A 24,752-nucleotide genomic window follows, 5' to 3' on the forward strand; every position below is an offset into this window, starting at 1 on the left:
GTCTGTTTTGTCACAGGCTTTGAGCATTTCATGTCCACCTCCGGTTTTTCCGCGTCCCAGCACCAAGCCAGCACCTTGTATTTGCCGCCCGGTTCATGGGCGACGGTGCTGGATTGTCTGTGCGAGCACTTCCCGGCCATCAGCCGCGAGCACTGGCTGGATCGCATTGCCCGAGGCCGTGTGCTGGACATTAACGGCAACCCGATCAGCCTGGACCTGGCCTACAAGGAAGGTCTGTGCATCTACTACTTCCGGGAAGTGCCGAACGAGAAAGTCATCCCGGTGCAGGAAACCATCCTGTATGCCGACGAGCACCTGGTGGTCGCCGACAAACCGCACTTCCTGCCCGTGACCCCAGCCGGTGAATACGTCGAGCAAACCCTGCTGCGCCGTCTGATTCGCCGCCTCGACAACCCGTCGCTGGTGCCGTTGCACCGCATCGATCGACACACGGCGGGGCTGGTACTGTTCTCGGCCAATCCGGCCAGTCGCTCGGCTTACCAGCAACTGTTTCCCACGCGCCAGATCGATAAATTCTACGAAGCCATCGCACCGGCCTTACCGAACCTGACCTTCCCCAGGGTGCATAAAAGCCGCCTGGTAGACGGCGAACCGTTCTTTCGTATGCAGGAAGGCCCTGGCGCGAGCAATACCGAAACGGCGGTGGAAGTGCGGGAAAAAAATGGCGATCTGTGGCGCTATGGCCTGTTCCCGGTGACCGGCAAGAAGCACCAGTTGCGCGTGCACATGACTGCACTCGGTGCGAGCATCTGCAACGATCCGTTCTACCCCGACGTGCTCAAGGATGCCGTGGACGACTATGCCAACCCTCTCAAACTGCTTGCACAGGGCGTGCGGTTTATCGACCCGGTCACAGGTGTCGAGCGCAACTTCCGCAGCCAGATCACCCTCGACTGGTAACCCCCGGAAACAACAAGGCCCGCGCGAGGCGGGCCTTGTCGGCAAACGCTAAGACTTACAGGTCTTTAACGGTGCGAACCTGATCTTTGTTGATGCGGGTACGCTTGCCGTCAAGTTGTTCGAATTCGTAGAAACCCGAATCTTCGTTGTATTTCGGGGTGTCGACGGCCTGGATTTCGCGACCGTCATTCAGGGTGATCACTGTCGGCGAGGCGCAACCGGCGAGGGTGGCGAGGCCCAGTGCAAGCATGAGAGCGGCGATGGTCCGTTGAGTCATGAGTCTGTCTCCGAGAGAATACTTTTAAATAGCTGACCTTGTGACGCGTACGGCGCCGACAAAGTTCCTTGTACGAGGTTCATTCTGACACGCCCGACGACGTCTGTAACAGCGCAGGCGTATTAAGATTGGCCAGACGCGGGTCATCCGCCGGGCACTCCAGGCCCAGGCCGCCCAGTTGCAGGAAGAGCTTGCGCGGGCTGCGCTCACCGGCGTGCCAGGCGCTCTCAACCGCGTTACGCAGGCCGGTCGGGACGATGCAGATCAGCGGTTCCCAGAACTCACCATGGCGCACCATCACCGGCAACCGAGGGTTGCGTCCTGCGGTCTCGCGCAGTTCGGCGAGCAGTCGGGCGTCGATCTGCGGCACGTCGCACGGCAATATCAGCAAGTGCCCATGACCTGCGGCGGCGAGCCCCGCACGGATACCCGCGAGCGGGCCGGGAAAGTCCGGGCTGTCGTCGCTCACCAGTTGGTCGGCATACGGCGCGTACCTATCATGGTTGCGGTTGCACGAAATAATCAGATCGTCTGTCAGCGGGCGCACCAGGCGCTGCAAGTGCGCTATCAAGGGCTGGCCGCGCCACTCCAGCAAGCCTTTGTCCTGCCCGCCCATGCGCTGGCCGCGCCCACCGGACAGCAGCAGGATCGAGCAGGGCAGGGGTGAAGAATCAATCGACATGGCGGTTCCGCTGCGGCAGGTAAATGGAGGCCTGTGATATAACATCGGGCTGTTCCTTCGACAACCGGACCGTGCCATGAAAGCCAAGGCAGATGCGCCCTTCGTACCTCTGAATATTGCTGTACTGACCGTCAGCGACACTCGCACCCTTCAAACCGATACCTCCGGCCAGGTCTTCGTCGACCGCCTCACCGCTGCCGGCCATAACCTGGCCGAGCGCGTGCTGCTCAAGGACGACCTCTACAAAATCCGCGCCCAGGTCGCCCACTGGATCGCCGAAGATGTGGTGCAAGTCGTGCTGATCACCGGCGGCACCGGCTTCACCGGCCGCGACAGCACCCCCGAGGCCGTCAGCTGTCTGCTGGACAAACAGGTTGACGGCTTTGGCGAACTGTTCCGCCAGATTTCCGTGGCCGATATCGGCACCTCCACTGTGCAGTCTCGCGCCCTGGCCGGCCTGGCCAATGGCACCCTGGTCTGCTGCCTGCCGGGTTCCACCAATGCCGTGCGCACCGGCTGGGACGGCATCCTCGCCGAGCAGTTGGACAACCGTCACCGCCCGTGCAACTTCGTGCCGCACCTGAAACAGGCTGAGCCTTGTGAATCCCGTGGGTAAGCCCGGCAAGGTCGGCGCCTTGCTACCGGTTGAAGACGCGTTGGAACAATTGCTGGCCATGGCCGAAGCCGTGCCGATCCGCGAGCAGGAAACCTTGACCCTGGCGGACTGCGACGGTCGTGTACTGGCGCAAGACTTGATTTCCACCCTTGACCTGCCGCCATGGCCGAACAGTGCCATGGACGGTTACGCCGTGCGGCTGGCGGATTGGACCGGCGAACCCTTGGTGGTCAGTCAGCGCATCTTCGCCGGCCAGGCGTCAGAAACCCTGGCCGTCGGCACCTGCGCGCGCATCTTCACTGGCGCTCCGGTACCCGAAGGTGCTGACTGTGTCGAGATGCAGGAAAACGCTGTGGTTCACGCGGATGGGCGCGTGAGTTTCGCCGAACCCCTGCATATCAACCAGAACATCCGCCCCCAAGGTCAGGAAACCACTGTCGGTGAGCTGGTTTTAACCGCCGGCACGCGCCTGGGCCCGATTGAACTGGGGCTGGCGGCGTCCCTCGGCCATGATCGCCTGGCGGTGATACGCCGCCCGCGTGTGGCGGTCTTGTCCACCGGCGATGAGCTGATTGAACCGGGCTTGCCGCTCGGCCCGGGGCAGATCTACAACAGCAATCGGCGCGTGCTGTGCTCGTGGCTTGCGCGCATGGGCTGCGAAGTGATCGACGCCGGCATTCTGCCGGACGATTTGGAGCAAACCCGCGCGCGCCTGGGCGGTTTGGGCAGTGTCGACTTGATCCTGTCCACGGGCGGTGTGTCGGTGGGCGAGGCGGACTTCCTCGGCATTGCCCTGCGTGAAGAGGGGGAGCTGGCGTTGTGGAAACTCGCGATCAAACCGGGCAAGCCGCTGACCTTCGGCCACTTCCGGGGCGTGCCGGTGATCGGCCTGCCCGGCAACCCGGCGTCGACGCTGGTGACGTTCGCGCTGCTGGCACGCCCCTATCTGCTACGCCGCCAAGGTGTGCTGGATGTCGAACCATTACGTTTTGAAGTACCAGTTGGGTTTACCTGGCCCAAGCCGGGCAACCGCCGCGAATACCTGCGCGGTCGCCTTGAGCAGGGCAAAGCGATCATCTACCGCAACCAGAGCTCCGGCGTGCTGCGCAGCGCAGCGTGGGCGGAAGGGTTTGTGGAGGTAGTGGAAGGGACGACCCTGGCTATCGGCGACCGGGTCAACTTCATCCCGCTGAGTGAAGTCCTGAACTGATCCCGACTCCTGACAAGTTTTAAATTTTGTGGTGAGCGAGCTTGTCGGGTCGCCGAATCGCTCGCGCGGGGAAAGCCCGCTCACCACAATAGTTGGGCTGTGTGACGCTAATAATCATCCCCTCTATCGGTCACATCCCGCTCCACCGGCCCCGCGTCCGGGTCATACCCCACCGGAAACTTGCCCTTCAACGTCCACGCAAACGCAATGATCTCGGCAATCGTGCGGTACAACTCCTCCGGAATACTGTCCCCCAGTTCCATTCGCGCCAGCAGCTTCACCAGCTCGGCGTTTTCATAGATGGGCACTTCGTTTTCCCGCGCCAGCTTCAGGATGGCTTCGGCCAGGGCGTCGTCACCCTTGGCGGTCAGGGTGGGGGCCTGCTGGCCATCGTACTTGAGGGCAATTGCCTGGCGCGGTGGCGTAGGGTTTTTCATGCGGTTTCATCCACCCAGCGTTGTTCCAGTCCGGTTTTCGGCCCGCGCGGTGGGGTACCGAGGTGACAATCGAGGTCGCCGACGTTGATGCCCGATGTCAGCAAGCGTTCGCGCAAGTTACCCAAGTGACTTTCGATCAGGCTGGCGGTGAACGGCCGGGAGGCCCACAGTTGGCTGGACAGTTTGCCCTGGCTCAATTGCGCCTGGACCTGCAGCGGGCCCAACGGCTCCATGTCGAAGGCCAGCTCGACGCGCCAGAGCATCTGCTTGGCGTCCTTCTTGTCCTTGCGCTCGGGCTGGTCCTTGTCTGGTGCGGGTTCTTCGCGTTGGAATTTGACCTGCAGCGGCACGATGTCCTGCAACGTACGCATCGGAATTTCCAGCTGCCAGGTGGTCTGCAGGCGGCCATCGGCGGTGGTGCCGGTCTGTTCCAGGCTCGACAGCTGGTGGCTCTGCAAACGCGAGATGGCCCCAGCGGCCAGGCGCAGCAGGTTTTCCAGGTCGCTTTCGCCTTCCAGTTTCGCCATCAGCCGTTCGGGCAATGGGAAACCGGCGGGTATCTGTCGGGCGCTGACTTGGCCGAGCGTGTTCAATGGGCTACGTACAAAGTTGGGTAGCACCTGAACCAGGGTGTTGGCGGCGAGAATGGCAGTCATATTCGTGCTGGCGGGCAGGGCCGGCAGCAGATCGGCGACCAGACGCAGCAGTGCACCTTTCATGTCCAGCGGTGGAATTTGCGGGTTTTGTCCGGCCAGCAGCTTGGCTTCAAGAAACGCGCCGCTGTTCTGGATGACTTGCGCCAGTACCTTGGGGTTGCTGACCTGGGCCAGGTCGGGCAGGGCGGCGAGTAAACGCTCGGCAGCGTCGCGCAGCTCGGCGGAGGTGCTGTCGCCGCGCGGCAGGTTCTGCAGCGCAGTGAAGACCGCATCCAGCGAGCCCTGGCGGCTTTGCTGGGTCGACAGTTGCTGTGTGACCGCCAACTGATCCTTGAGCCCGCTCAGCGGCACAAAACTCAAGGTCTGCGTGTTTTGCACCACGGCGCTGAGCAGGCTGCCGACACGCAGCGGCTGGGGGCTTTCTACGCTCAGGGTCGCGCCGGTCAGTGCGCTGTTGAGCACGGTCACCAGCGAGCGGTAGATGGCCGGTTGCGCCGCGCCTTGGGGCAGCATCTGGGTGGTCAGCACCTTGGCCTGCAACAGGGTGCCCACTGGTATCTGGTTGGTGTCGATGCGGGTGAGGGCGGCGACATTGGCACTCAAGGCTTGTTGCAGGCTGAGCGTCAGATTGCCCGTTTGCGTCTGGCTCACCGCCACGTTGCTGCCCAACGGCAGCGGTTGCGGGCTGGTGGCCTGCACCAATGTCTGACGGCCGCCTTCAAGAGTCAACTTCAGCAGCAACTGAAAGGCTTCACCGCCTTGTTTCAGGGCGATCACTTCCGCATTCGCGGTTTTCCCGGGGGCGATCAGGCCGATCTGCGGCTCCAGCAGTTTCAGCAACTCGCCGGCCACAGGCGCCGCTCCGGGCCCGGCAGCCGGGGTGGGTGGAAGCGTAGGAAGGTTGATCTCACCGGTCATCGCGCGCGTCGTCTCTGGGGAAATTGCCCTCTTTAGAGTAGGGCATCACATGTATAATGCCGCCCGTCTGCAAAGAGAGCGCTAAAAACCTCACAACTATTTGATCCAGCTCTCTAAAATCGGTCGCCAAAGCCGTTATTGTGCATTTCTCTTTAACGGCCGCTGCACCGCCGACTTGAACCGTAAAGGCCCGCGATCTTTTGACCAGCCCTCTTCTTGAAGCCGTAGCGCTCTCCTGTGAACGCGACCTGCGCCTGCTGTTCGAGCACCTCGAACTGCGGTTGGCGGGCGGCGACATGGTGCAGGTCAGCGGCCCCAACGGCAGCGGCAAGACCAGTTTGCTGCGCCTGCTGGCCGGGCTGATGCAGCCGACGGCAGGCGAAGTCCGCCTCAACGGCAAGCCCCTCAACGAACAGCGCACCGAACTTGCACGCAACCTTGTATGGATCGGCCACGCCGCCGGCATCAAGGATGTGCTCACCGCTGAAGAAAACCTCAGCTGGCTCGGCGCCCTGCATCATCCCGCGTCCCGTGATGCCATCTGGCAGGCCCTGGCGGCTGTCGGGCTCAAGGGCTTCGAAGACGTGCCCTGCCACACCCTGTCCGCCGGGCAACAGCGCCGCGTGGCCCTGGCGCGTTTGTACCTGCCGGGCCCGCCGCTGTGGATTCTCGACGAGCCGTTCACAGCCCTCGACAAACAAGGCGTGGCCCAATTGGAAGAGCATCTGGCCCAGCACTGCGAGCAGGGCGGGCTGGTGGTACTCACGACTCACCACACCTTGACGCGCACGCCAGCTGGCTACCGCGACCTTGACCTTGGCCGGTGGTCGCTATGAGCGTCTTCGCCCTGCTTGTCGCCCGCGAAGCGCGGCTGCTGTGCCGTCGCCCGGCCGAGCTGGCCAACCCGCTGGTATTTTTTGCGATCGTCATCGCGCTGTTCCCGCTGGCGGTCGGCCCGGAGACTAAACTGTTGCAAACCTTGTCGCCGGGACTGGTGTGGGTGGCTGCGCTTTTGTCGGTCCTGCTCTCGCTGGACGGGCTGTTTCGCAGCGATTTCGAAGACGGTTCCCTGGAACAGTGGGTCCTTTCGTCGCACCCCCTGCCACTTCTGGTACTGGCCAAGGTACTGGCACACTGGGCTTTTTCCGGCTTGGCGCTAGTCTTGCTCTCGCCACTGCTGGCGATGATGCTGGGGCTGCCCGTCGAATGCCTGCCGGTATTGCTCCTGTCCTTGTTGCTCGGTACGCCGGTGCTCAGCCTGTTGGGGGCGGTGGGCGCAGCGTTGACCGTGGGTTTGAAACGAGGTGGCCTGTTGCTGGCCCTGTTGATTCTGCCTTTGTATATCCCGGTGTTGATCCTGGGCAGTGGCGCTTTGCAAGCCGCGCTCATGGGCATGCCGGCGACTGGTTACCTCCTGTGGCTTGGTAGCCTGACCGCCCTGGCGGTAACCCTGACACCCTTTGCTATAGCGGCCGGCCTGAAGATCAGCGTCGGCGAATAATGAGGTCTGGTTAAGCGTTGTCTTAACCAGTAAAGACCCTAAGCTTTTCGCAACGACGAAAAGCTACCGTGATGGAAACAGCAATGAACTGGACCTGGTTTCACAAGCTCGGCTCGCCCAAATGGTTCTATGGCATCAGCGGCAAGCTGTTGCCGTGGTTGAGCGTCGCCGCCGTGTTGCTGATCGGCATCGGCCTGGTCTGGGGCCTGGCCTTCGCGCCGCCGGACTACCAGCAAGGCAACAGCTTTCGCATCATCTATATCCACGTTCCCGCCGCGATGCTGGCCCAGTCCTGCTATGTAATGCTGGCGGTGTGCGGCATCGTCGGCCTGGTGTGGAAGATGAAACTCGCGGACGTGGCCCTGCAATGCGCCGCGCCCATCGGTGCGTGGATGACCGCCGTCGCGCTGGTCACCGGCGCGATCTGGGGCAAACCGACCTGGGGTTCGTGGTGGGTGTGGGATGCGCGACTAACGTCCATGTTGATCCTGCTGTTCTTGTACTTCGGTCTGATTGCCCTGGGCAACGCGATCAGCAATCGTGACAGCGCCGCCAAGGCCTGCGCGGTGCTGGCGATTGTTGGCGTGATCAACATTCCAATCATCAAATACTCGGTGGAGTGGTGGAGCACCCTGCACCAGGGAGCGACGTTTACCCTCACCGAAAAACCGGCGATGCCTGTGGAAATGTGGGCGCCGCTGCTGTTGATGGTGCTGGGGTTCTACTGCTTCTTCGGCGCCGTGCTGCTGATGCGCATGCGCCTCGAAGTGCTCAAGCGTGAAGCCCGCGCGAGCTGGGTCAAGGCCGAAGTGCAAAACAGCCTGGGAGCGCGCGCATGAGTTTTGCTTCTTTCAGCGATTTTCTCGCCATGGGCCATCACGGCCTTTACGTCTGGACGGCCTATGGCATCTGCCTGGCGGTGCTGGCCCTTAACGTCGCCGCGCCGATCCTGGCCCGCAAGCGTTACCTGCAACAAGAGGCGCGTCGTCTGCGCCGGGAGACCGAAAAGTGAATCCGCTGCGTAGAAAACGTCTGTTGATCATCTTTGCCATCCTGGCTGGCGTCGGCATTGCCGTGGCCCTGGCCTTGAGTGCCCTGCAGCAGAACATCAACCTGTTCTATACCCCGACCCAGATCGCCAATGGCGAAGCGCCGGTGGACACGCGCATTCGTGCTGGCGGCATGGTGGAGAAGGGCTCCTTGAAGCGTTCCGGTGATTCCCTCGACGTTACTTTCGTGGTCACCGACTTCAACAAGGCCGTGACCATCACTTACCGCGGCATCCTCCCGGACCTGTTCCGCGAAGGCCAGGGCATCGTCGCCCTGGGCAAGCTCAATGCCGACGGCGTGGTGGTGGCCGATGAAGTGCTGGCCAAGCACGATGAGAAATACATGCCGCCCGAAGTGACCAAGGCCCTGAAAGACAGCGGCCAGTCAGCCCCAACACCTGCCAAGGAGGGCTAAGCCATGACGTCCACACTGTTTATTCCGGAGCTGGGCCAATTGGCGATGATTCTCGCCCTGTGTTTTGCCGTCGTGCAGGCCGTGGTGCCGTTGCTCGGCGCCTGGCGCGGCGACCGCCTGTGGATGAGCCTGGCGCAGCCGGCAGCCTGGGGGCAATTTGCGTTTCTGCTGTTTGCATTTGGCTGCCTGACCTACGCCTTTATGACCGACGACTTTTCCGTCGCCTACGTAGCCAATAACTCCAATAGCGCGCTGCCCTGGTACTACAAGTTCAGCGCCGTGTGGGGCGCCCACGAAGGTTCGCTGCTGCTATGGGCATTGATCCTCGGCGGTTGGACGTTTGCCGTGTCGGTGTTCTCGCGCCAACTGCCGCAAGTGATGCTGGCGCGGGTGCTGGCGGTGATGGGCATGATCAGCATCGGCTTCCTGCTGTTCCTGATCATGACCTCCAACCCGTTCAGTCGTATTCTGCCGCAGATTCCGGTGGATGGGCATGACCTCAATCCGCTGTTGCAGGACATCGGCCTGATCGTGCACCCGCCGATGCTCTACATGGGTTACGTGGGGTTCTCGGTGGCCTTCGCCTTTGCCATCGCCGCCTTGCTCGGCGGGCGCCTCGATGCGGCCTGGGCGCGCTGGTCGCGGCCGTGGACCATCGTCGCCTGGGCGTTCCTCGGGATTGGTATCACGCTTGGCTCCTGGTGGGCTTATTACGAACTTGGCTGGGGCGGCTGGTGGTTCTGGGACCCGGTGGAAAACGCCTCCTTCATGCCTTGGCTGGTGGGCACGGCGCTGATTCACTCGTTGGCCGTCACTGAAAAGCGCGGCGTATTCAAGAGCTGGACCGTGTTGCTGGCCATCGCGGCGTTTTCCCTCAGCCTGCTCGGCACCTTCCTGGTGCGTTCAGGCGTGTTGACGTCGGTGCATGCGTTTGCCTCCGACCCGGAGCGCGGCGTGTTCATCCTGATCTTCCTGCTGTTTGTGGTCGGCGGCTCCCTGACGTTGTTTGCGTTGCGCGCGCCAGTGGTCAAGAGCCAGGTCGGTTTCAACCTGTGGTCGCGGGAAACCCTGTTGCTGGGCAATAACCTGGTGCTGGTGGTGGCGGCGTCGATGATCCTGCTCGGCACGCTCTACCCATTGGTGTTGGATGCCCTGAGCGGCGCCAAGCTGTCCGTCGGCCCGCCGTATTTCAACGCGTTGTTCATTCCATTGATGGGCCTGTTGATGGTGGTGATGGCCGTGGGCGTGCTGGTGCGCTGGAAAGACACCCCGGTAAAATGGCTCGTGGGCATGCTGATGCCGGTGCTGCTGGGCAGCGTGGCCTTGGCGGTGATCGCCGGATTTGCCTACGGCGACTTCAACTGGGCGGTGCTCGCGACCTTTCTGCTCGCTGCCTGGGTATTGCTGGCCGGCGTGCGCGACATTTTCGACAAGACTCGTCACAAAGGCCTGATCAAAGGGCTGCCAAGCCTGACTCGCAGCTATTGGGGCATGCAGATCGCCCACATCGGCATCGCCGTGTGCGCTCTGGGCGTGGTGCTGTCCAGCCAGAACAGCGCCGAGCGCGACCTGCGCCTGGCGCCGGACGAGTCCATGGACCTGGCCGGTTATCACTTCATCTTTGAAGGCGCCAGGCACTTCGAAGGGCCGAACTTCACGTCAGATAAAGGCACCGTTCGTGTCGTGCGCAACGGCAAGGAAATCGCCGTGCTGCACCCGGAAAAACGCCTGTACACCGTGCAGAGTTCAATGATGACCGAAGCGGGTATCGACGCCGGTTTCACTCGCGACCTGTATGTGGCGCTGGGTGAACCCTTGGGCGACGGCGCCTGGGCGGTACGTGTGCATGTGAAACCGTTCGTGCGCTGGATCTGGTTCGGCGGCTTGCTCACCGGTTTCGGTGGTTTGCTGGCCGCGCTGGACCGGCGTTATCGGGTCAAGGTCAAGAGCCGGGTGCGTGAAGCCCTCGGCCTGCAAGGAGCGGCGGTATGAAACGTTGGTTGATGGTTGTGCCGCTGGCGTTGTTTTTGGTGGTCGCCGTGTTCCTGTATCGCGGGCTGTATCTGGACCCGGCCGAGCTGCCCTCTGCGATGATCGGCAAACCGTTCCCGGCGTTTTCGCTGCCGACCGTGCAGGGTGACAAAACCCTGACTCAGGCCGACCTGCTGGGCAAACCGGCGCTGGTCAATGTGTGGGGCACCTGGTGCATTTCCTGCCGTGTCGAACACCCGGTGCTGAACAAGCTGGCCGAGCAGGGCGTGGTGATCTACGGCATCAACTACAAGGATGACAACCCAGCGGCCTTGAAGTGGCTGGCTGAGTTCCACAACCCGTACCAGCTGGATATCCGCGATGAAGACGGCAACCTCGGTTTGAACCTCGGCGTGTACGGCGCCCCGGAAACCTTCTTCATCGATGCCAAAGGCGTGATCCGCGACAAGTACGTCGGCGTGATCGACGAGGTGGTGTGGCGCGAGCAACTGGCCGCCAAGTACCAGGCGCTGGTCGATGAGGCCAAGCCATGAAGCGTCTGATAGCCGCTGTGGTGCTGGCGCTGGGGTTGGCCGGCGTCGCCCACGCCGCCATCGACACCTACGAATTCGCCAAGGACGGTGACCGCGAGCGCTTTCGCGAATTGACCAAGGAACTGCGCTGCCCCAAGTGCCAGAACCAGGACATCGCCGACTCCAACGCGCCCATCGCCGCCGACCTGCGCAAAGAGATCTTCCGCATGCTGGGGGAGGGCAAGGACAACCAGCAGATCATCGACTTCATGGTCGACCGCTACGGTGATTTCGTGCGCTACAGGCCGGCCCTCAACGGCAAGACCGCGCTGCTCTGGTTCGGTCCTGCGGGGCTGTTGCTGGCGGGTGTGGTGGTGATGGCCGTGATCGTGCGCCGCCGTCGCGCTGCGCCGACCGATGGTTCCGACGCGCTGTCCCCTGAGGAGCGTAAACGCCTCGACCAATTGCTGGACACCAAGACTGATGATTGATTTCTGGCTCGCAGCCGGCTTGCTGCTTCTGATTGCCCTGAGTTTCCTGCTGATCCCTGTACTGCGCGGGCGCCGTGCCCAGCGCGAAGAGGACCGCACCGCGCTGAACGTGGCGCTCTACCAAGAGCGTGTCGCCGAGCTGCAAGTGCAGCAGGACGAAGGCGTGCTCAACGCAGCACAACTCGACACTGGCCGCGCCGAGGCGGCGCGTGAATTGCTGGCTGACACGGAAGGCGTGGAAAAACCCCGCGAATCGCGCCTGGGCAAGCCGTTGCCATTCCTGGCGGCGTTTCTGGTGCCTGTCCTGGGGGTGGCGCTGTACCTGCATTACGGGGCCAGCGACAAGGTGGAACTGACCCGCGAATTCTCCCAGCCGCCAGTGTCCATGGAAGACATGACCCACCGCCTGGAACGCGCTGCCGCCGCCCAGCCGGATTCGCCGGAAGGCCTGTACTTCCTTGGCCGTGCCTACATGGCCCAGGATCGCTCCGCCGATGCCGCCAAAGTGTTCGAACGCACCGTGGCCCTGGCCGGGCGCCAGCCGGAGCTGCTCGGCCAGTGGGCGCAAGCCCAGTATTTCGCCGACAACAAACAGTGGTCGCCCAAGATTCAGGCGCTGACCGATGAAGCCTTGAAGCTGGATCCGAAGGAAGTCACCAGCCTTGGCCTGCTGGGTATCGCAGCGTTTGAAGGCCAGCGTTATCAAGAGGCAATCGACTACTGGAATCGCCTGTTGGCCCAGTTGCCCCCGGAAGACAACTCCCGCGCCGCCCTGCAAGGCGGTATCGACCGTGCCGCCGAGAAGCTCAAGGAAAGCGGCGGCACCGTCGCGCAGAAGGCCGTGATGAAAGTCCGCGTGGACCTGTCTGCCGCGGCGAAAGCCAAAGCCTTGCCCACCGACAGCGTATTCATCTTTGCCCGTGCGGTCTCCGGCCCGCCGGCGCCCTTGGCGGCCAAACGCGTCACCGTCGCCGAGCTGCCGATTACCGTCGAACTGGGCGATGCCGACGCGATGATGCCGCAGTTGAAACTGTCGAACTTCCCCGAAGTCCAACTGGTTGCGCGCATATCCCGGGCAGGTGTTCCAACCGCTGGCGAGTGGATCGGCCGCAGCCACCCCTTGGCCAGCACCACGACTGCCTTGCAACTGCTGACCATCGACAGTCCGGATAAGTAAATCGAGGAAACGCCTATGACCGCATTTGCACGCATCACCCTGCTCAGCCTGGTACTCGGCCTGAGCGCTTGTGCGGTCCACCGGCCACCTCCGGCGCCCACTGGCCCGACCATCCCACCGGCGGGCCCGTCGACCCAGCCGAGCACCAAACCCTCCGGCCCGGTGACCCCAGCGCCGAAACCGGTGCCCACCAAATCAGCCACCTTCGCACCACCCCCGGGCGCCGTAAGCCACTGGGACGGCAAGATGCAGGTGTATGTGCTGGACGAGCAGCCTGACACCTTCTACCGCCAGCGCACCTATTACCGTTGGAGCAACGGCTGGAGCCGTTCCATCAGCCCGAACGGCCCGTGGGAAGAAACCGACGTGCAGGGCGTGCCACCTGGCTTGAGCAAGCAATACGCGCAATGACAAAAGGCGACCTCCGGGTCGCCTTTTTCAGGCCTGTGAAATGCCTTCCCCTACCACAGGAGATCTCCTCGGCCATCAGCCTACGGTACGCTACTGTAAACATAACGAAATACCCGGTAGCGAACCGGCCTTACTCGGGTAATGTGTGCGCTGCCGGCCGGGTGACCGGCGACAAGTAAAGAGGGGGTTCTGATGGCAGGCAGGTTGATCTATCTCATCGGGCCGTCCGGCTCGGGCAAGGACAGCCTGTTGGATGCCGCGCGCCCGAGTTTGGCCGAGCGCGGTTGCCGAATCGTGCGCCGCGTGATCACTCGTTCGGCGGAGTCGGCGGGCGAGGCCGCGCGAGGCGTGAGCCCGGAACAGTTCGCCACGATGCAGACCGAAGGCGCGTTTACCCTCAGTTGGCAGGCGAATGGCTTGTCCTATGGCATTCCCAAGGAGATCGACGACTGGCTGGCGGCAGGTGACGACGTGCTGGTCAACGGCTCCCGCGCGCACCTGGCACAGACCCGCGCACGTTATCCGACGTCGCTGGTGTTGCTGTTGACGGTGGATCAGGCGGTACTGCGCGAACGCTTGATCGCACGCGGGCGTGAGGCCCTGGCGGATATAGAGGAGCGGCTGGCACGCAATGCACTATTCACCGCCGAGTTGATCGCGGGGCATGGGGCGGGGTTGTTTGTGCTGGACAATTCCGGGCCGCTGGAACATACGGTCGAACGCCTGCTGTGCTGCCTCGACCACGGGCACTCGGCATGCGCTTGACCCTGCTTGGCACCGGTGACGCGCGGCAGGTCCCGGTGTACGGCTGCGAATGCCCTGCGTGCACTTTGGCGCGCAGCGACGAAAGCCTGCGCCGCCGCCCGTGCAGTGCGCTGATCGAATGCGGCGACCAGCGCTGGTTGATCGACAGCGGCTTGCCCGATCTCACCGAGCGTTTCCCGCCGCGCAGCTTCAACGGCATTCTCCAGACCCACTATCACGCCGACCATGCCCAGGGTTTGCTGCACTTGCGCTGGGGGCAAGGGCTGGTGATTCCGGTGCACGGGCCGGCGGATCCCGAAGGTTTGTCCGACCTTTACAAGCATCCGGGCATCCTGGATTTCAGCCAGCCTTTTACCGAGTTTGAAACGCGGCAGTTTGGCGAGCTGAGTGTCACGGCGTTGCCGTTGCAGCATTCGAAGTTGACCCTGGGTTACCTGTTGGAAGGCGAGGGGCGGCGCATCGCCTACCTTACCGACACGGTCGGCCTGCCACCGGCGACCCTGGCCTGGCTGCAGCGCGAACCGCTGGACGTACTGGTGCTGGATTGCTCCATGCCGCCGCAGCCGCAAGCGCCGCGTAATCACAACGACCTGACGCTGGCGTTACAGAGCATTGAGGAGACTGGCGCGCAGCTTGGGGTGTTGACCCATGTAGGGCATACGCTGGATGCGTGGTTGCTGGAGCATCGGCGTGAACTGCCGCGTCATGTCACCGTCGCATGGGACGACCGAGTGCTCTAGCGGATCAACAACTGTTCCACATACTCCACAAACGCCCGCGCCTTGGCGCTCGCCATCCTGCCGGTGGGGAACACTGCCCATAAGTCCCGCGCCGGCAACTTCCAGTCCGTGAGCACCGGCTTCACTTCGCCGCTGGCCAGTTCCGGCGCAAACATCCAAGTGGACGAGAGTGTCAGCCCCAGATGACTCAACACCGCTGCACGGACGCCCTCGGCCGCCGTCACACGCACGCGGCCGTGGGCGACGAGGGAGTATTCGGTATCGCCTTGGGTGAAGGTCCAGTGCGAGCCTTCGCCGCGGGTGTAGATGATCGCCTCGTGTTGCAACAATTGCATCGGGGTGGCGGGTTCGCCGAAGCGTTCGAAATAGGTGGGGGTGCCCAGGATGATGCAGCGGGATTCGCCGATTTTGCGCGCTGTAAGGCTCGAATCATTCATGTTGCCCATGCGCAGGGCCACGTCGATGCCTTCTTCCACCAGATTGAGGTTGCGGTCGTCGAGCACCACGTCCACATTCAATCCGGGGTATTGCGCAAGGAACGGCCCCAGATGAGGAATGATATGCATGCGGGCGAAGGTGACCGCCGCACTGATGCGCAAGTTGCCGGACAAACCCGCGCCCGCGCCACGGGCCGCATCGTCCGCTTCATTGGCTTCGTCGATGGCACGCTTGGCCCTCTCGAAAAAGGCCTGGCCGGCTTCAGTCGGGCTCAGCCCGCGCGTTGAGCGCATCACCAACCTCACCGCCAGGCGCGCCTCCAATTGCGCAATGCTCTTGGAGACTGCGGGCTGGCCGATGCCCAAGCGCTTGGCGGCTGCCGAGAACGAGCCGGTTTCGATGACGTGGACGAAGGTTTCCATGGCAGTGAGGCGGTCCATCGATGGTTCCTGTGGGGCTTGACGGCGTTCAAGCCTAAGGCGATGCAGTGGCGGTGTCATGCGTTTGCAGTGTCGAGCGAGTGAGTTTTCAATATCCAGTAAAACAGCCGCCAGTCAGGTCCGCATATTTTGTGCTTGAGTAAAGGTAACTCTAGGGTTATTTTTATTCAGGCCAAGCCAAGGAGGCTCGGGTGCAAAGCAGGCTATTGATCAAGGAACTGCAAGAGGCAGGTTGGGTGCTGGATCGGGTCACGGGCAGTCATCATATTTTTACCCATCGCTATAACCCGTACACCATTCCAGTGCCTCATCCCAAAAAGGACCTGCCCCTGGGCACCGTCAGAAGCATCAGGAAACGCGCCGGCTTGTTTCAGTTTTAAGGAGAACATTCATGCAATACCCAATCTGTATCGAATGGGGCGATGACTTCACCGCCACCGGTATTCAGATCCCCGATATCCCAGGCGCAGTCACCGCTGGGGACAGTTTTGAAGAGGCCTACAACGCCGCGGTGGAAGTGGCGCATATCCTGCTGCAAGAGATCGCTGCTGAGGGTGGGCCGATTCCCATGCCAACGTCGGTGACCAACCATCACGCGCACGAAGACTACGCCGGTATGGGCTGGGGGATGTTGGAGCTGGACATCTCGCCCTATCTTGGCAAGACCGAGAAAGTCAATGTGACGTTACCCGGTTATGTCATCCAGCGCATCGACCGTTATGTACGTGAGCACAAGGTCAAGAGCCGCTCCTCCTTTTTGGCGGATGCCGCGCTGGAGAAGCTGGTAAGGTCCTGAGTAAGGTTTAAGGGATGTGTCCTGATTATCGGCAAAACAACGTACTTGAGCGAAAAGTGCTTTTTTAGATTTTGTTTTTCTCTTGCCAAAACAACTCGATGCCACCCGTGCCTTTGTGTTGTCGAGTGTTTAATTTGCAAAGGAATTCCTGATTGTATCGCCGCCTGTTTCGGGGCGCGCAGGTGTTGTGATTAGAACCAAATCTGCGTTGGTATCGGATTTTTCAGCGTGCGAATTTACCTCTGGAATGGTTGGTCAACGATCGGTTGGCCGGCCCTCTTGATAGAAACCAAAGGTGTCGCACAATGAATAATCATAAGCTGCTGGGTAGAAGTCCTCTGAATAATTTGCCGGTATCGGACCCCGGTCCGTTTGGTGTGGGGGCTGGTAATAAGCCGTCTTACACAACGGAACAGGCCGCTAGACAACTCACGCGGGAAAATCTGCGTTTTCATGACCGTAATGGTGATTCGAAAGTCGATGTGAATTACACGGTGGATAGCAGCTTCACCCACCAGCAGAAGCGGCGTGTTCGCCAGGCCGTGCAGTCCTGGCAGGATGTGGTCAATGTCAACTTTCGCGAGCAGACGGGCAGGGCGGACGGCACGCTCAACATTCGCAACAACCCAAATGGTGATCGTGGGGTTGCCACCTTTCCTGGCCGGTTCACTACCCAGACTTCGGCCACGATTGGCACGCGGGGAGAAAGTGGGTCGCCGGCATTGGGCAGTCACTTTTCGTTGACGGCCATCCATGAGGTCGGCCACGCCATTGGCCTGCATCATCCGGGGAACTACAACGGGGGCGGTTTCAATTACCAGAACGGCGCGATCTACGCGGAGGATACCAAGGCGCGTACGGTGATGAGTTATTGGTCGGAGAAAAACCAGAAGGGGCACGACTTCAAGGGGCAGAATCCGTCTGCGCCGATGATGGATGATATCGCTGCGGCGCAACGCCTGTACGGGGCCAATCACCAAACCCGTAGCACCGACACCATCTATGGCTTCAACTCCAACACCGAGCGGGAGGCGATGAGCCTAAAAAGCGCTGCGGACAAACCAGTCTTCTGTGTCTGGGACGGTGGTGGCGTCGACACCATGGATTTCTCCGGGTTTTCCCAGGACCAGAACATCAACCTGAACGCCGAATCGTTTTCTGATGTGGGCGGGATGAAGGGCAATGTGTCCATCGCCAAGGGCTGCACGATTGAAAACGCGATTGGCGGCTCTGGGCGAGACAACATATCGGGGAATGAGGCGGCAAACCGGATCAAGGGCGGTACACGGGGCGATACCCTGAGAGGCGGTGGCGGCACGGATACCTTTGTCTACGACAAGGCCAGCGATTCCACCCCGTCCGATCCCGACCTGATTGAGGATTTCACCAGCGGTACCGATAAGATAGATGTGACGGGTGCCTTGAAGGGCGCTGGTGTGCGCACCCTGGTATTTACTGATCGGTTTACCGGGCGAGCCGGAGAAGCAGTGCTCAAGCATGATGCCAACACGGGCCGTTCAAGCCTGGCCATCGACCTCAAGGGAACAGGCAGCGTGGATCTGCTGGTCAAGAGCAAAGGAGAGATCAAGCCTGCCGACGTGCAGTGGGGTGGCCAGGCGCAGAAGGTCCAGCCCGCGCCTGTTCCCGTCCCAACCCCTGCGCCCGCCCCGTCGCCGGATAACACACAGGAACATACCGCCGGCTTGATCCAACGAATGGTCACCATCCTGTTGGGGTTTTTCTCACAGTTGCTGAACCTGCTGACAGCGTCGTCCAACCAGATATCCGCGGAAAAAACCGGCCTTAAGCCTAATGCCCTTAACTGACTGGCATTAGCCTCAAGCCCATGACTCAAGCGGTGGCAATTGCCGCCTGACGCGATGCAGCCAGGAACCGCAGCAGCGCGATCAAGGGGAACGCGCTGCCCACCAGCATCACGCCCAGCCATCCGCCATGTTCATACACGCTGCTGGCGATCGCCGACCCGAAGGCGCCGCCGATGAAGATGCTGGTCATGTACAACGCGTTCAGACGGCTGCGACTGTTGGGGTCGAGGGCGTAGATGGCGCGTTGGCCCAGCACCATGTTCATCTGCACGCAGAAGTCCAGGACCACGCCGGTCACCGCCAGGCCGATCACGCTGTACAACGGGTGTACGAAGGCCGGCAGGAAACTCAGCGCCGCAAACAACATGGCCAGCAACGACGCGCGATGGGTATGGCCGGCATCGGCCAGGCGACCGGCGATGGGCGCTGCGATGGCTCCCAATGCACCGACCAGGGCAAACAGTGCGATCTCGCTTTGGCTCAGGCCGTGGTTTCGCGCCAGTTCCAGCGGGGCGGCGGTCCAGAACAGGCTGAAGGTGGCGAACATGCAACCCTGATAAAACGCCCGTTGGCGCAACACCGGTTGCTCACGCAGCAAGGTGCCGAGGGAGCGCAGCAACTGGCCATAGGTGGCACTGTGGTCAGGTTGGCGCTTGGGGATGGTGATCAGCAACACCACGCTGATAAACGCCATCAACGCCGCAGCGGCCATGAACATCGCGCGCCAGCCGAAGTGATCCGCCACCACGCTGGACACTGGCCGGGCGAGCAGGATACCCAGCAACAGGCCGCCCATGATGCTGCCGACCACACGGCCACGGGACTCGGCAGGTGCCAGGTGCGCGGCCAGCGGGATCAGGATCTGCACCGACACCGAACTGAAACCGATCAGCAGCGACACCAGCAGGAAAAGGTTCGGCTGTTCGGTAAACGCCGCACCCAACAGACTGACGATGGCAACCACGGTGGTGGTGATCATCAGCTTGCGGTTTTCCAGCAGGTCACCCAGGGGCACCAGGAAAAACAGGCCCAGGGCATAGCCGATTTGCGTCAGCGAGACGATCAGGCTGGCCATGGCGGGCGTGAGGCCGATATCCGGTGCGATCAGCTCGATGATCGGCTGTGCATAGTAGATGTTGGCAACGATTGCGCCGCAGCAAAACGCAAACAGCATCACCATGCTCCGGGTCATGGTGGTTGTAGCGTGGGAGGTAGCGTTCATGGTGTTCTCATAAAAGCGAAGGAAAGTGGGGCGAGCCTAAAGACAACACCGTAGCCCGGGTAGGCCGCTGGCAGTGATAACACTCATGCCCGGTAATGATGAGTGAATCGTTAACTTTCTGCGCGAAGGGTAATGATACATTCAGAAACAACTGCCAAAACAGGAAATCCCATGAAAATTACCCTGAATAAGATGCTCCTGGCTTCCTCCCTGGCCGCCGCCATGGCCGTGGGCCTGGCCCAGGCTGCCGAGGCCCCGCGTGTGGGCGTGCGCGGCGCCATCACGGCAGTGGAGGGCGATGCGATGCATGTCAAGGTCAACAGCGGCGAGGACGTCATCGTGCACCTGACCAAAGACACCCAGGTGCGTGCGGTCACCCTGGCCAGGATCGACGAGATCAAGCCGGGCAGCTACATCGGTTCGGCCGCCATGCCCAATGCCGATGGCACCTTGACCGCGCTTGAGGTGCACGTATTCCCGCCGGCCATGGCCGGCACGGGTGATGGTCATCGCGCCTTCGATCTGAAAGAAGGCAGCAGCATGACCAACGGCACCGTCGGTGACCTGGTGGTGAGCAATGGGCGCACCTTGACCGTGAAGTACAAGGGTGGCGAACAGAAGATCGTGGTGCCGGGGGATGTGCCGATCGTCAACCTGGAGCCAGGCGATCGCAGCTTGCTCAAGCCGGGGGTGAAGGTGGTGCTGTTTGCCGCGCAGGGAACGGATGGAATTATCACGGCGCAGGCCATCTCGGCGGGCAAGGACGGGGTGACACCGCCGATGTAGGCCGATTGTCCGCATGAGCAAGTTCCTACGTGTTTTTCGGAATCGCCCGGCAATATCGCTCACGCCCCTCTGTTTTAGATTTTACGCCTGTATCAGCCCGTGAGCGCCGCCTCGTGGGTTGATTCCTTCCGGCTTGAATCAAGACAGGAACTCCGGCATGAGGATGATTTGCATGTGGGTCCTGGTACTGATGGTCTCCGCGCTTTCGGACGCCGTCGTCGCCAGCATGAAGACCATCAGCAACAGCGATTATGTCGCCAGGATGGCTGCCGCCACCGCCACTGCCTGGCCCCTGTTGGCAGCCACCGCGCGCCTGAAGAACGAAACCCGGTTCTATGCCGATGCGCAAATTCTTGTCTACGACGGGGTCAATGCCTGGCTGATCGATGCACAGGGTTCTCGGGCGATAGACCCACAGCCGGTGCGGGCCTTGGGCCTGCCGTCGAGCTATAGCCAATTCGACAAGTTGTCGTGGGAGGGGCGTCCCACCGTCTACATAGGGTTGGGCTCGGAACTGCCCGAAGAGGAAGCCATACGGATGGTCGCGAACCCCGGGGCGGTCCCGCAAATGTTTTTGTTGGCCACCCATGAGGCCTTTCATTTTTATGGGCAGGTAGGATGGTCATTGGGGGTGGGGTCCCGCGCTGAGCATTACCCCTCGCGCATTGCACCCAGGCAGTATCGACAGCATTTGATCCGTTCTTTGCATGCGGCCATCCAGGGTGAGCCCCAGGCTTTGGGGAAGGCACGGTACTGGTATGACCGATGGAACGCTGTGTTTCCCGATGAGGTTCGCAACATTGAGCCTTTCGACATCATGGAAGGCACGGCCGATTATATTGAGGTACTGGCCGAGAGACTCGCTGTCGGGGACCCCGCCGAGCCTCGTGCATGGTCGGCTGCCGTAACGTCACGCTTCCCGTGCGCCTCAACGTTGTCGATTGATAGCGAAAGCTACGCCCTGGGTGCCTTGGCGATTTATTTGCTCTACCGGCAAACGGATGATGAGTGGAAAAACATCGTCCGCGGGGCGACGCCGGTAAGTCGGCTGTTGGCGTCGGTAGCGGCGGTTGTCGATGAGCCGGACACGGCGATGAACGATCGGATCGCTCAACAAATCAACGAGAAAAACCTGGCGCTGGAAACCACAGTGGGCAAGGTGATCAGCCAGTTAAAGCATCCGGACACGGTTCGTTTGCTCGTGCCGATGGCGTTTGTCAGGGGGGCGATTGGGGTGGAGGGGCATTATCAATCGCAAGGTCTGGCTGAAGAAGTGTATTACCGGTTTTCGGCGCGATTTTCGCCTACGGTCGGCCGGATTGCTTTTGACTCCGCTACGGTAGGAGTCTTGATCAGCAAAGCGTGCGGTGAGGAGGACGCCTTTGTGGTGGTGCCTCTGCCTGTCGAGGTATTCCAAGGGGCCGCGCCCGCGCGCTTGCAGATAAATACCGAGGGCAAAACGCTTGATGTGCCTTTTCCCGTGAAGGGCGCGGGCGGTGAGAATGTGTGGTGTGTTCGCTCATGAAAAAGCCCCTGGGTTCAGGGGCTTTTTCGCTGCTCAGTTACTGTCCGCTGTAGATCTGGTCAAACACCCCACCATCATTGAAGTGGGTCTTCTGCACGGTGCGCAAGTCCCCAAAAGTCTTCTCTACCGACAGGAAGTCGACTTTCGGGAAGCGGTCGGTGTACTTGGCCAGCACTTTCGGGTCGCGTGGACGCAGGTAGTTGTTGGCCGCGATTTCCTGGCCTTCCGGCGACCACAGGTACTTCAGGTAATCTTCGGCAGCTACACGGGTGCCTTTCTTCTCGACTACTTTGTCGACCACCGACACTGGCGGTTCGGCTTCGGCGGAGACGCTTGGGTAGATCACTTCGAACTGATCGCGGCCGAATTCACGGGCGATCATTTCCGCTTCGTTCTCGAAGGTCACCAGCACGTCGCCGATCTGGTTGGTCATGAAGGTGGTGGTCGCCGCACGGCCACCGGTATCCAGTACAGGGGCCTGTTTGAACAGCTTGCCGACAAAGGCCTTGGCCTTGTTTTCGTCGCCGCCGTTCTTCAGCACATAACCCCAGGCCGACAGGTAGGTGTAGCGGCCGTTACCCGAAGTTTTCGGGTTGGGCACGATCACCTGCACACCATCCTTGAGCAAGTCCGGCCAGTCTTTCAGGGCTTTCGGGTTGCCTTTGCGCACGATGAACACGGTGGCGGAGGTGAACGGCGCGCTGTTGTTCGGCAGGCGGGTGACCCAGTTGTCCGGCACCAGTTTGCCGTTGTCGGCCAGGGCGTTGATATCGGTGGCCATGTTCATGGTGATCACGTCAGCCGGCAGGCCGTCGATCACCGAGCGCGCTTGTTTGCTGGAACCACCGAAGGACATTTGCAGGGTCAGCTTGTCGTCTGGGTGCTCGGCTTCCCAGTGCTTCTGGAAAGCGGCGTTGTAGTCCTTGTAGAAATCGCGCATCACGTCGTAGGAGACGTTGAGCAGTGTGACGGGGGCGGCCTGGACAGCGCCCGCCAGGGCAAGGCCGGCGGCCAGGAGAGAGGCGCTAACGAGTTTTTTCACTGCTCATTCCTTGTTGTTCGAGAAGGTGGTCGATTGAGTAGGGGCAATTTGCCAGCGACTATAGCTGGCGCCGCATAGACGTTTAAAGATTAAAACGTACTGTGCTTATTCCACTTTACGGAAAAGATTACTCCCGCAACGCGAGCAGAACGCGGCATTCGGCTCGTGGCTGTTTTTCTTGCACACCGGGCACTCGGTTTGCAGCTGTTCACCACGCATGGCGCTCGCCAGTTCAGCCGTAAAAATACCGGTGGGCACGGCAATGATCGAATAACCGGTAATCATCACCAGCGACGAAATCACCTGGCCCAGCGGCGTCTTCGGCACGATATCGCCGAAGCCCACGGTGGTCAGCGTCACGATGGCCCAGTAGATGCCTTTGGGGATGCTGGTAAAACCGTGCTCCGGACCCTCGATCACATACATCAAGGTGCCGAACACGGTCACCAGGGTGCACACGCTGACCAGGAACACCACGATCTTCTGCTTGCTGCCTCGCAGCGCCGCCATCAGGTAGTTGGCCTGCTTGAGGTACGGGCTGAGCTTGAGCACGCGGAAGATCCGCAGCATGCGGATGATGCGGATGATCAGCAGGTACTGCGCATCACTGTAATACAGCGCGAGGATGCCGGGCACGATGGCGAGTAAATCCACCAGTCCATAAAAACTGAACGCGTAGCGCAACGGTTTGGGCGAACAATACAGCCTTAGCCCGTATTCGATCAGGAAGACGAGGGTGAATCCCCACTCGATGTAGGCCAGCACATCGGCATAGTTCTGGTGGATCTCGTCGATGCTGTCGAGCATCACGATCACCAGGCTGGCGAGGATGATGAGCAACAGGATGCCGTCAAAGCGCCGCCCAGCGGTGGTGTCACTCTGGAAAATCATGACGTAGAGCCGCTGGCGCCAGTCGTTGTTGCTGTCCATACATCCCGCCTGAAACTGATATCGAGCAAGCCTAGGGGGATTCGACGGGGCTGTCCATGCGAGGTTTCTGAAGCGTCCGGCCGCCTGCGCGTACCAGCCAGCAGGCGAGGATGAACGGCGCGGTCAACGCGGGCAGGTGCACGGCGGCAAAGCCGGGTGTGAGAATGATCGCCAACAGGATGCCCAGTAGCGGCGGCCAGGGCTGGCGACGTACCTGGCTCAACGCCACGCCAGCCAATGCCGGGTTGTAGCTGTGCAGACCGAGGAGGGCGCTGGCGGGTTCGTCCAGCCACACCGCGATCAGCACACCGACACTGGCGCCGATCAAGGCCCACAAGGCAGCTCGACGGTTGGCCAGCCACAGGCCGAGGACTATGAGGGCGCCAGCCAGGGGCTGATCCAACAGCATGATTTGCGCGAGCCCGGTCAAAGGCGCCGTGATAAGGGAAACGGTGTCGGGTTCGCTCAGGACAAACGTGCTCTCGGGGACCGTGCCCAGCAACAACCAACCCAGGCAGACGAAGGGCGCGGTATAGGCGGGCAAGTCATTGGGTTGACCCGCGTGCTTCAACCATTGTCGGGTCAGGATCGCACTCAAGCCACCGCACGCCAGGATCAGCGGCGGCAACAAGGCGGACCAGGCGAAGTGTTGGCTGATCAACAAACCCAGCAACACCCCGTTATAGCTATACAGCCCGGCCTGCCGTTCGGCCTTGGGATAGTCACGACGCTGGGCCGTGAGCAACCCCGCCACGCCGCCCAGCAGCGCGCCGCCCAGCAAGGTCGGCGCGCCGATCAGGATCGCCAGCAGGCACAGCAGGCCACACAGCGGCTGGCGCTGCAGGAAGATCTGGCTGAAGCCGTTGAGCAGGGCTTCGGCCCAGTCGGGGCAGGTGGGGTTGTGCATGGTGGTTAGTCAGTGAGACCGAGTTGCCCCCTTCACGAGCAAGCCCGCTCTCACATTTGACTGCGTCGTC

At 61.4% G+C, this 24,752-nt stretch carries 29 protein-coding genes; 20 read left to right on the top strand and 9 right to left on the bottom strand.

The genetic code is table 11. The features are described from left to right. Positions 1–30: 30 nt before the first annotated feature. Entirely contained in the window at positions 31–921 is an 891-nt protein-coding gene (locus LVW35_RS08480) for a pseudouridine synthase (protein WP_233894793.1), read from the top strand. 55 nt (positions 922–976) lie between these two features. Here the strand turns inward: LVW35_RS08480 and LVW35_RS08485 are convergent, their stop codons facing one another. Together LVW35_RS08485 and mobA are read right to left on the bottom strand one after the other, a co-directional pair. Continuing rightward, a complete protein-coding gene (locus LVW35_RS08485) occupies positions 977–1,198 on the bottom strand; it encodes a YgdI/YgdR family lipoprotein (RefSeq protein WP_010211805.1) in 222 nt (73 codons plus the stop codon). A gap of 79 nt (positions 1,199–1,277) precedes the next feature. Further along, complete coding sequence (gene mobA, locus LVW35_RS08490; protein WP_233894794.1) at positions 1,278–1,880, bottom strand: molybdenum cofactor guanylyltransferase MobA; 603 nt, start codon at positions 1,878–1,880, stop codon at positions 1,278–1,280. A gap of 76 nt (positions 1,881–1,956) precedes the next feature. Between mobA and moaB the strand changes: the two genes are divergently transcribed. Both moaB and LVW35_RS08500 read left to right on the top strand, forming a co-directional pair. Then, positions 1,957–2,496 carry a molybdenum cofactor biosynthesis protein B gene (gene moaB / locus LVW35_RS08495; protein WP_233894795.1) on the top strand — a complete coding sequence of 180 codons (540 nt, stop codon included), beginning with the start codon at positions 1,957–1,959 and terminating at the stop codon, positions 2,494–2,496. Then, positions 2,480–3,706, top strand: a complete 1,227-nt coding sequence (locus tag LVW35_RS08500) for a molybdopterin molybdotransferase MoeA (protein ID WP_233894796.1) — start codon at positions 2,480–2,482, stop codon at positions 3,704–3,706. The genes moaB and LVW35_RS08500 overlap by 17 nt, the downstream gene beginning before the upstream one ends. Positions 3,707–3,813: 107 nt before the next feature. Here LVW35_RS08500 and LVW35_RS08505 read toward each other — a convergent pair whose 3' ends face one another. Next, entirely contained in the window at positions 3,814–4,143 is a 330-nt protein-coding gene (locus LVW35_RS08505) for an EscU/YscU/HrcU family type III secretion system export apparatus switch protein (RefSeq protein ID WP_233894797.1), read from the bottom strand. Next, the gene (fliK, locus tag LVW35_RS08510; RefSeq protein WP_233894798.1) at positions 4,140–5,717 is read right to left on the bottom strand and encodes a flagellar hook-length control protein FliK; all 1,578 of its coding nucleotides are present in this window, start codon (positions 5,715–5,717) and stop codon (positions 4,140–4,142) included. Before fliK ends, LVW35_RS08505 begins: the two co-directional genes overlap by 4 nt. 200 nt (positions 5,718–5,917) lie before the next feature. Between fliK and ccmA the strand changes: the two genes are divergently transcribed. From ccmA to phnP, 12 genes are all read left to right on the top strand, one after another. Then, entirely contained in the window at positions 5,918–6,553 is a 636-nt protein-coding gene (ccmA, locus tag LVW35_RS08515) for a cytochrome c biogenesis heme-transporting ATPase CcmA (protein ID WP_233894799.1), read from the top strand. After that, positions 6,550–7,218, top strand: coding sequence for a heme exporter protein CcmB (gene ccmB, locus LVW35_RS08520; RefSeq protein WP_003189951.1), 669 nt, complete (start codon positions 6,550–6,552; stop codon positions 7,216–7,218). Before ccmA ends, ccmB begins: the two co-directional genes overlap by 4 nt. Before the next feature lie 83 nt (positions 7,219–7,301). Then, positions 7,302–8,057, top strand: coding sequence for a heme ABC transporter permease (locus LVW35_RS08525; RefSeq protein WP_233894801.1), 756 nt, complete (start codon positions 7,302–7,304; stop codon positions 8,055–8,057). Continuing rightward, positions 8,054–8,230 (top strand): heme exporter protein CcmD, encoded by a 177-nt coding sequence (gene ccmD / locus LVW35_RS08530; RefSeq protein WP_003172771.1) that lies wholly within the window; start codon positions 8,054–8,056, stop codon positions 8,228–8,230. The genes LVW35_RS08525 and ccmD overlap by 4 nt, the downstream gene beginning before the upstream one ends. After that, positions 8,227–8,682 (top strand): cytochrome c maturation protein CcmE, encoded by a 456-nt coding sequence (gene ccmE / locus LVW35_RS08535; protein ID WP_233894802.1) that lies wholly within the window; start codon positions 8,227–8,229, stop codon positions 8,680–8,682. Before ccmD ends, ccmE begins: the two co-directional genes overlap by 4 nt. A 3-nt stretch (positions 8,683–8,685) precedes the next feature. Beyond that, positions 8,686–10,674, top strand: coding sequence for a heme lyase CcmF/NrfE family subunit (locus LVW35_RS08540; RefSeq protein ID WP_233894803.1), 1,989 nt, complete (start codon positions 8,686–8,688; stop codon positions 10,672–10,674). Then, a complete protein-coding gene (locus LVW35_RS08545; protein ID WP_233894804.1) occupies positions 10,671–11,207 on the top strand; it encodes a DsbE family thiol:disulfide interchange protein in 537 nt (178 codons plus the stop codon). Before LVW35_RS08540 ends, LVW35_RS08545 begins: the two co-directional genes overlap by 4 nt. Further along, positions 11,204–11,677, top strand: a complete 474-nt coding sequence (locus LVW35_RS08550; protein WP_233894805.1) for a cytochrome c-type biogenesis protein — start codon at positions 11,204–11,206, stop codon at positions 11,675–11,677. The genes LVW35_RS08545 and LVW35_RS08550 overlap by 4 nt, the downstream gene beginning before the upstream one ends. Further along, positions 11,670–12,854, top strand: a complete 1,185-nt coding sequence (gene ccmI / locus LVW35_RS08555; RefSeq protein WP_233894806.1) for a c-type cytochrome biogenesis protein CcmI — start codon at positions 11,670–11,672, stop codon at positions 12,852–12,854. Before LVW35_RS08550 ends, ccmI begins: the two co-directional genes overlap by 8 nt. A 15-nt stretch (positions 12,855–12,869) precedes the next feature. Continuing rightward, entirely contained in the window at positions 12,870–13,265 is a 396-nt protein-coding gene (locus LVW35_RS08560; protein ID WP_126571034.1) for a hypothetical protein, read from the top strand. A 192-nt stretch (positions 13,266–13,457) separates the two neighbouring features. After that, the gene (phnN, locus tag LVW35_RS08565; RefSeq protein ID WP_233894807.1) at positions 13,458–14,030 is read left to right on the top strand and encodes a phosphonate metabolism protein/1,5-bisphosphokinase (PRPP-forming) PhnN; all 573 of its coding nucleotides are present in this window, start codon (positions 13,458–13,460) and stop codon (positions 14,028–14,030) included. After that, positions 14,021–14,770, top strand: a complete 750-nt coding sequence (gene phnP, locus LVW35_RS08570; RefSeq protein ID WP_233894809.1) for a phosphonate metabolism protein PhnP — start codon at positions 14,021–14,023, stop codon at positions 14,768–14,770. The genes phnN and phnP overlap by 10 nt, the downstream gene beginning before the upstream one ends. Here the strand turns inward: phnP and LVW35_RS08575 are convergent. Next, a complete protein-coding gene (locus tag LVW35_RS08575) occupies positions 14,767–15,648 on the bottom strand; it encodes a LysR family transcriptional regulator (RefSeq protein WP_233894810.1) in 882 nt (293 codons plus the stop codon). The genes phnP and LVW35_RS08575 overlap by 4 nt on opposite strands. 191 nt (positions 15,649–15,839) lie before the next feature. Here LVW35_RS08575 and LVW35_RS08580 point away from each other — a divergent pair, with 191 nt between their 5' ends. The 3 genes from LVW35_RS08580 to LVW35_RS08590 all read left to right on the top strand — a co-directional run bounded on the left by LVW35_RS08580 (position 15,840) and on the right by LVW35_RS08590 (position 18,270). Then, the gene (locus LVW35_RS08580) at positions 15,840–16,028 is read left to right on the top strand and encodes a type II toxin-antitoxin system HicA family toxin (RefSeq protein WP_065901605.1); all 189 of its coding nucleotides are present in this window, start codon (positions 15,840–15,842) and stop codon (positions 16,026–16,028) included. Positions 16,029–16,039: 11 nt separating this feature from the next. Then, positions 16,040–16,444: a type II toxin-antitoxin system HicB family antitoxin gene (locus LVW35_RS08585; RefSeq protein ID WP_233894811.1), complete on the top strand. Its 405-nt coding sequence runs from the start codon at positions 16,040–16,042 to the stop codon at positions 16,442–16,444. Positions 16,445–16,749: 305 nt separating this feature from the next. Beyond that, a complete protein-coding gene (locus tag LVW35_RS08590; protein ID WP_233894812.1) occupies positions 16,750–18,270 on the top strand; it encodes a M10 family metallopeptidase C-terminal domain-containing protein in 1,521 nt (506 codons plus the stop codon). 25 nt (positions 18,271–18,295) lie between these two features. Here LVW35_RS08590 and LVW35_RS08595 read toward each other — a convergent pair whose 3' ends face one another. After that, complete coding sequence (locus LVW35_RS08595; RefSeq protein WP_233894813.1) at positions 18,296–19,492, bottom strand: MFS transporter; 1,197 nt, start codon at positions 19,490–19,492, stop codon at positions 18,296–18,298. Between the two features lie 171 nt (positions 19,493–19,663). Here LVW35_RS08595 and LVW35_RS08600 point away from each other — a divergent pair, with 171 nt between their 5' ends. After that, positions 19,664–20,278: a DUF5666 domain-containing protein gene (locus LVW35_RS08600; protein WP_233894814.1), complete on the top strand. Its 615-nt coding sequence runs from the start codon at positions 19,664–19,666 to the stop codon at positions 20,276–20,278. 172 nt (positions 20,279–20,450) lie between these two features. Next, positions 20,451–21,803, top strand: coding sequence for a hypothetical protein (locus LVW35_RS08605; RefSeq protein WP_233894815.1), 1,353 nt, complete (start codon positions 20,451–20,453; stop codon positions 21,801–21,803). A gap of 37 nt (positions 21,804–21,840) precedes the next feature. On the opposite strand, the gene LVW35_RS08610 is transcribed toward LVW35_RS08605, so the two are convergent. The 3 genes from LVW35_RS08610 to LVW35_RS08620 all read right to left on the bottom strand — a co-directional run bounded on the left by LVW35_RS08610 (position 21,841) and on the right by LVW35_RS08620 (position 24,682). Further along, complete coding sequence (locus LVW35_RS08610; RefSeq protein WP_233894816.1) at positions 21,841–22,845, bottom strand: sulfate ABC transporter substrate-binding protein; 1,005 nt, start codon at positions 22,843–22,845, stop codon at positions 21,841–21,843. 105 nt (positions 22,846–22,950) lie between these two features. Beyond that, positions 22,951–23,775, bottom strand: coding sequence for an ion transporter (locus tag LVW35_RS08615; protein ID WP_233894817.1), 825 nt, complete (start codon positions 23,773–23,775; stop codon positions 22,951–22,953). A gap of 31 nt (positions 23,776–23,806) precedes the next feature. Beyond that, positions 23,807–24,682: an urea transporter gene (locus tag LVW35_RS08620; RefSeq protein WP_233894819.1), complete on the bottom strand. Its 876-nt coding sequence runs from the start codon at positions 24,680–24,682 to the stop codon at positions 23,807–23,809. Positions 24,683–24,752: the final 70 nt, after the last annotated feature.

It is taken from the genome of Pseudomonas sp. HN11, assembly GCF_021390155.1.
Classification (GTDB): Bacteria; Pseudomonadota; Gammaproteobacteria; order Pseudomonadales; family Pseudomonadaceae; genus Aquipseudomonas.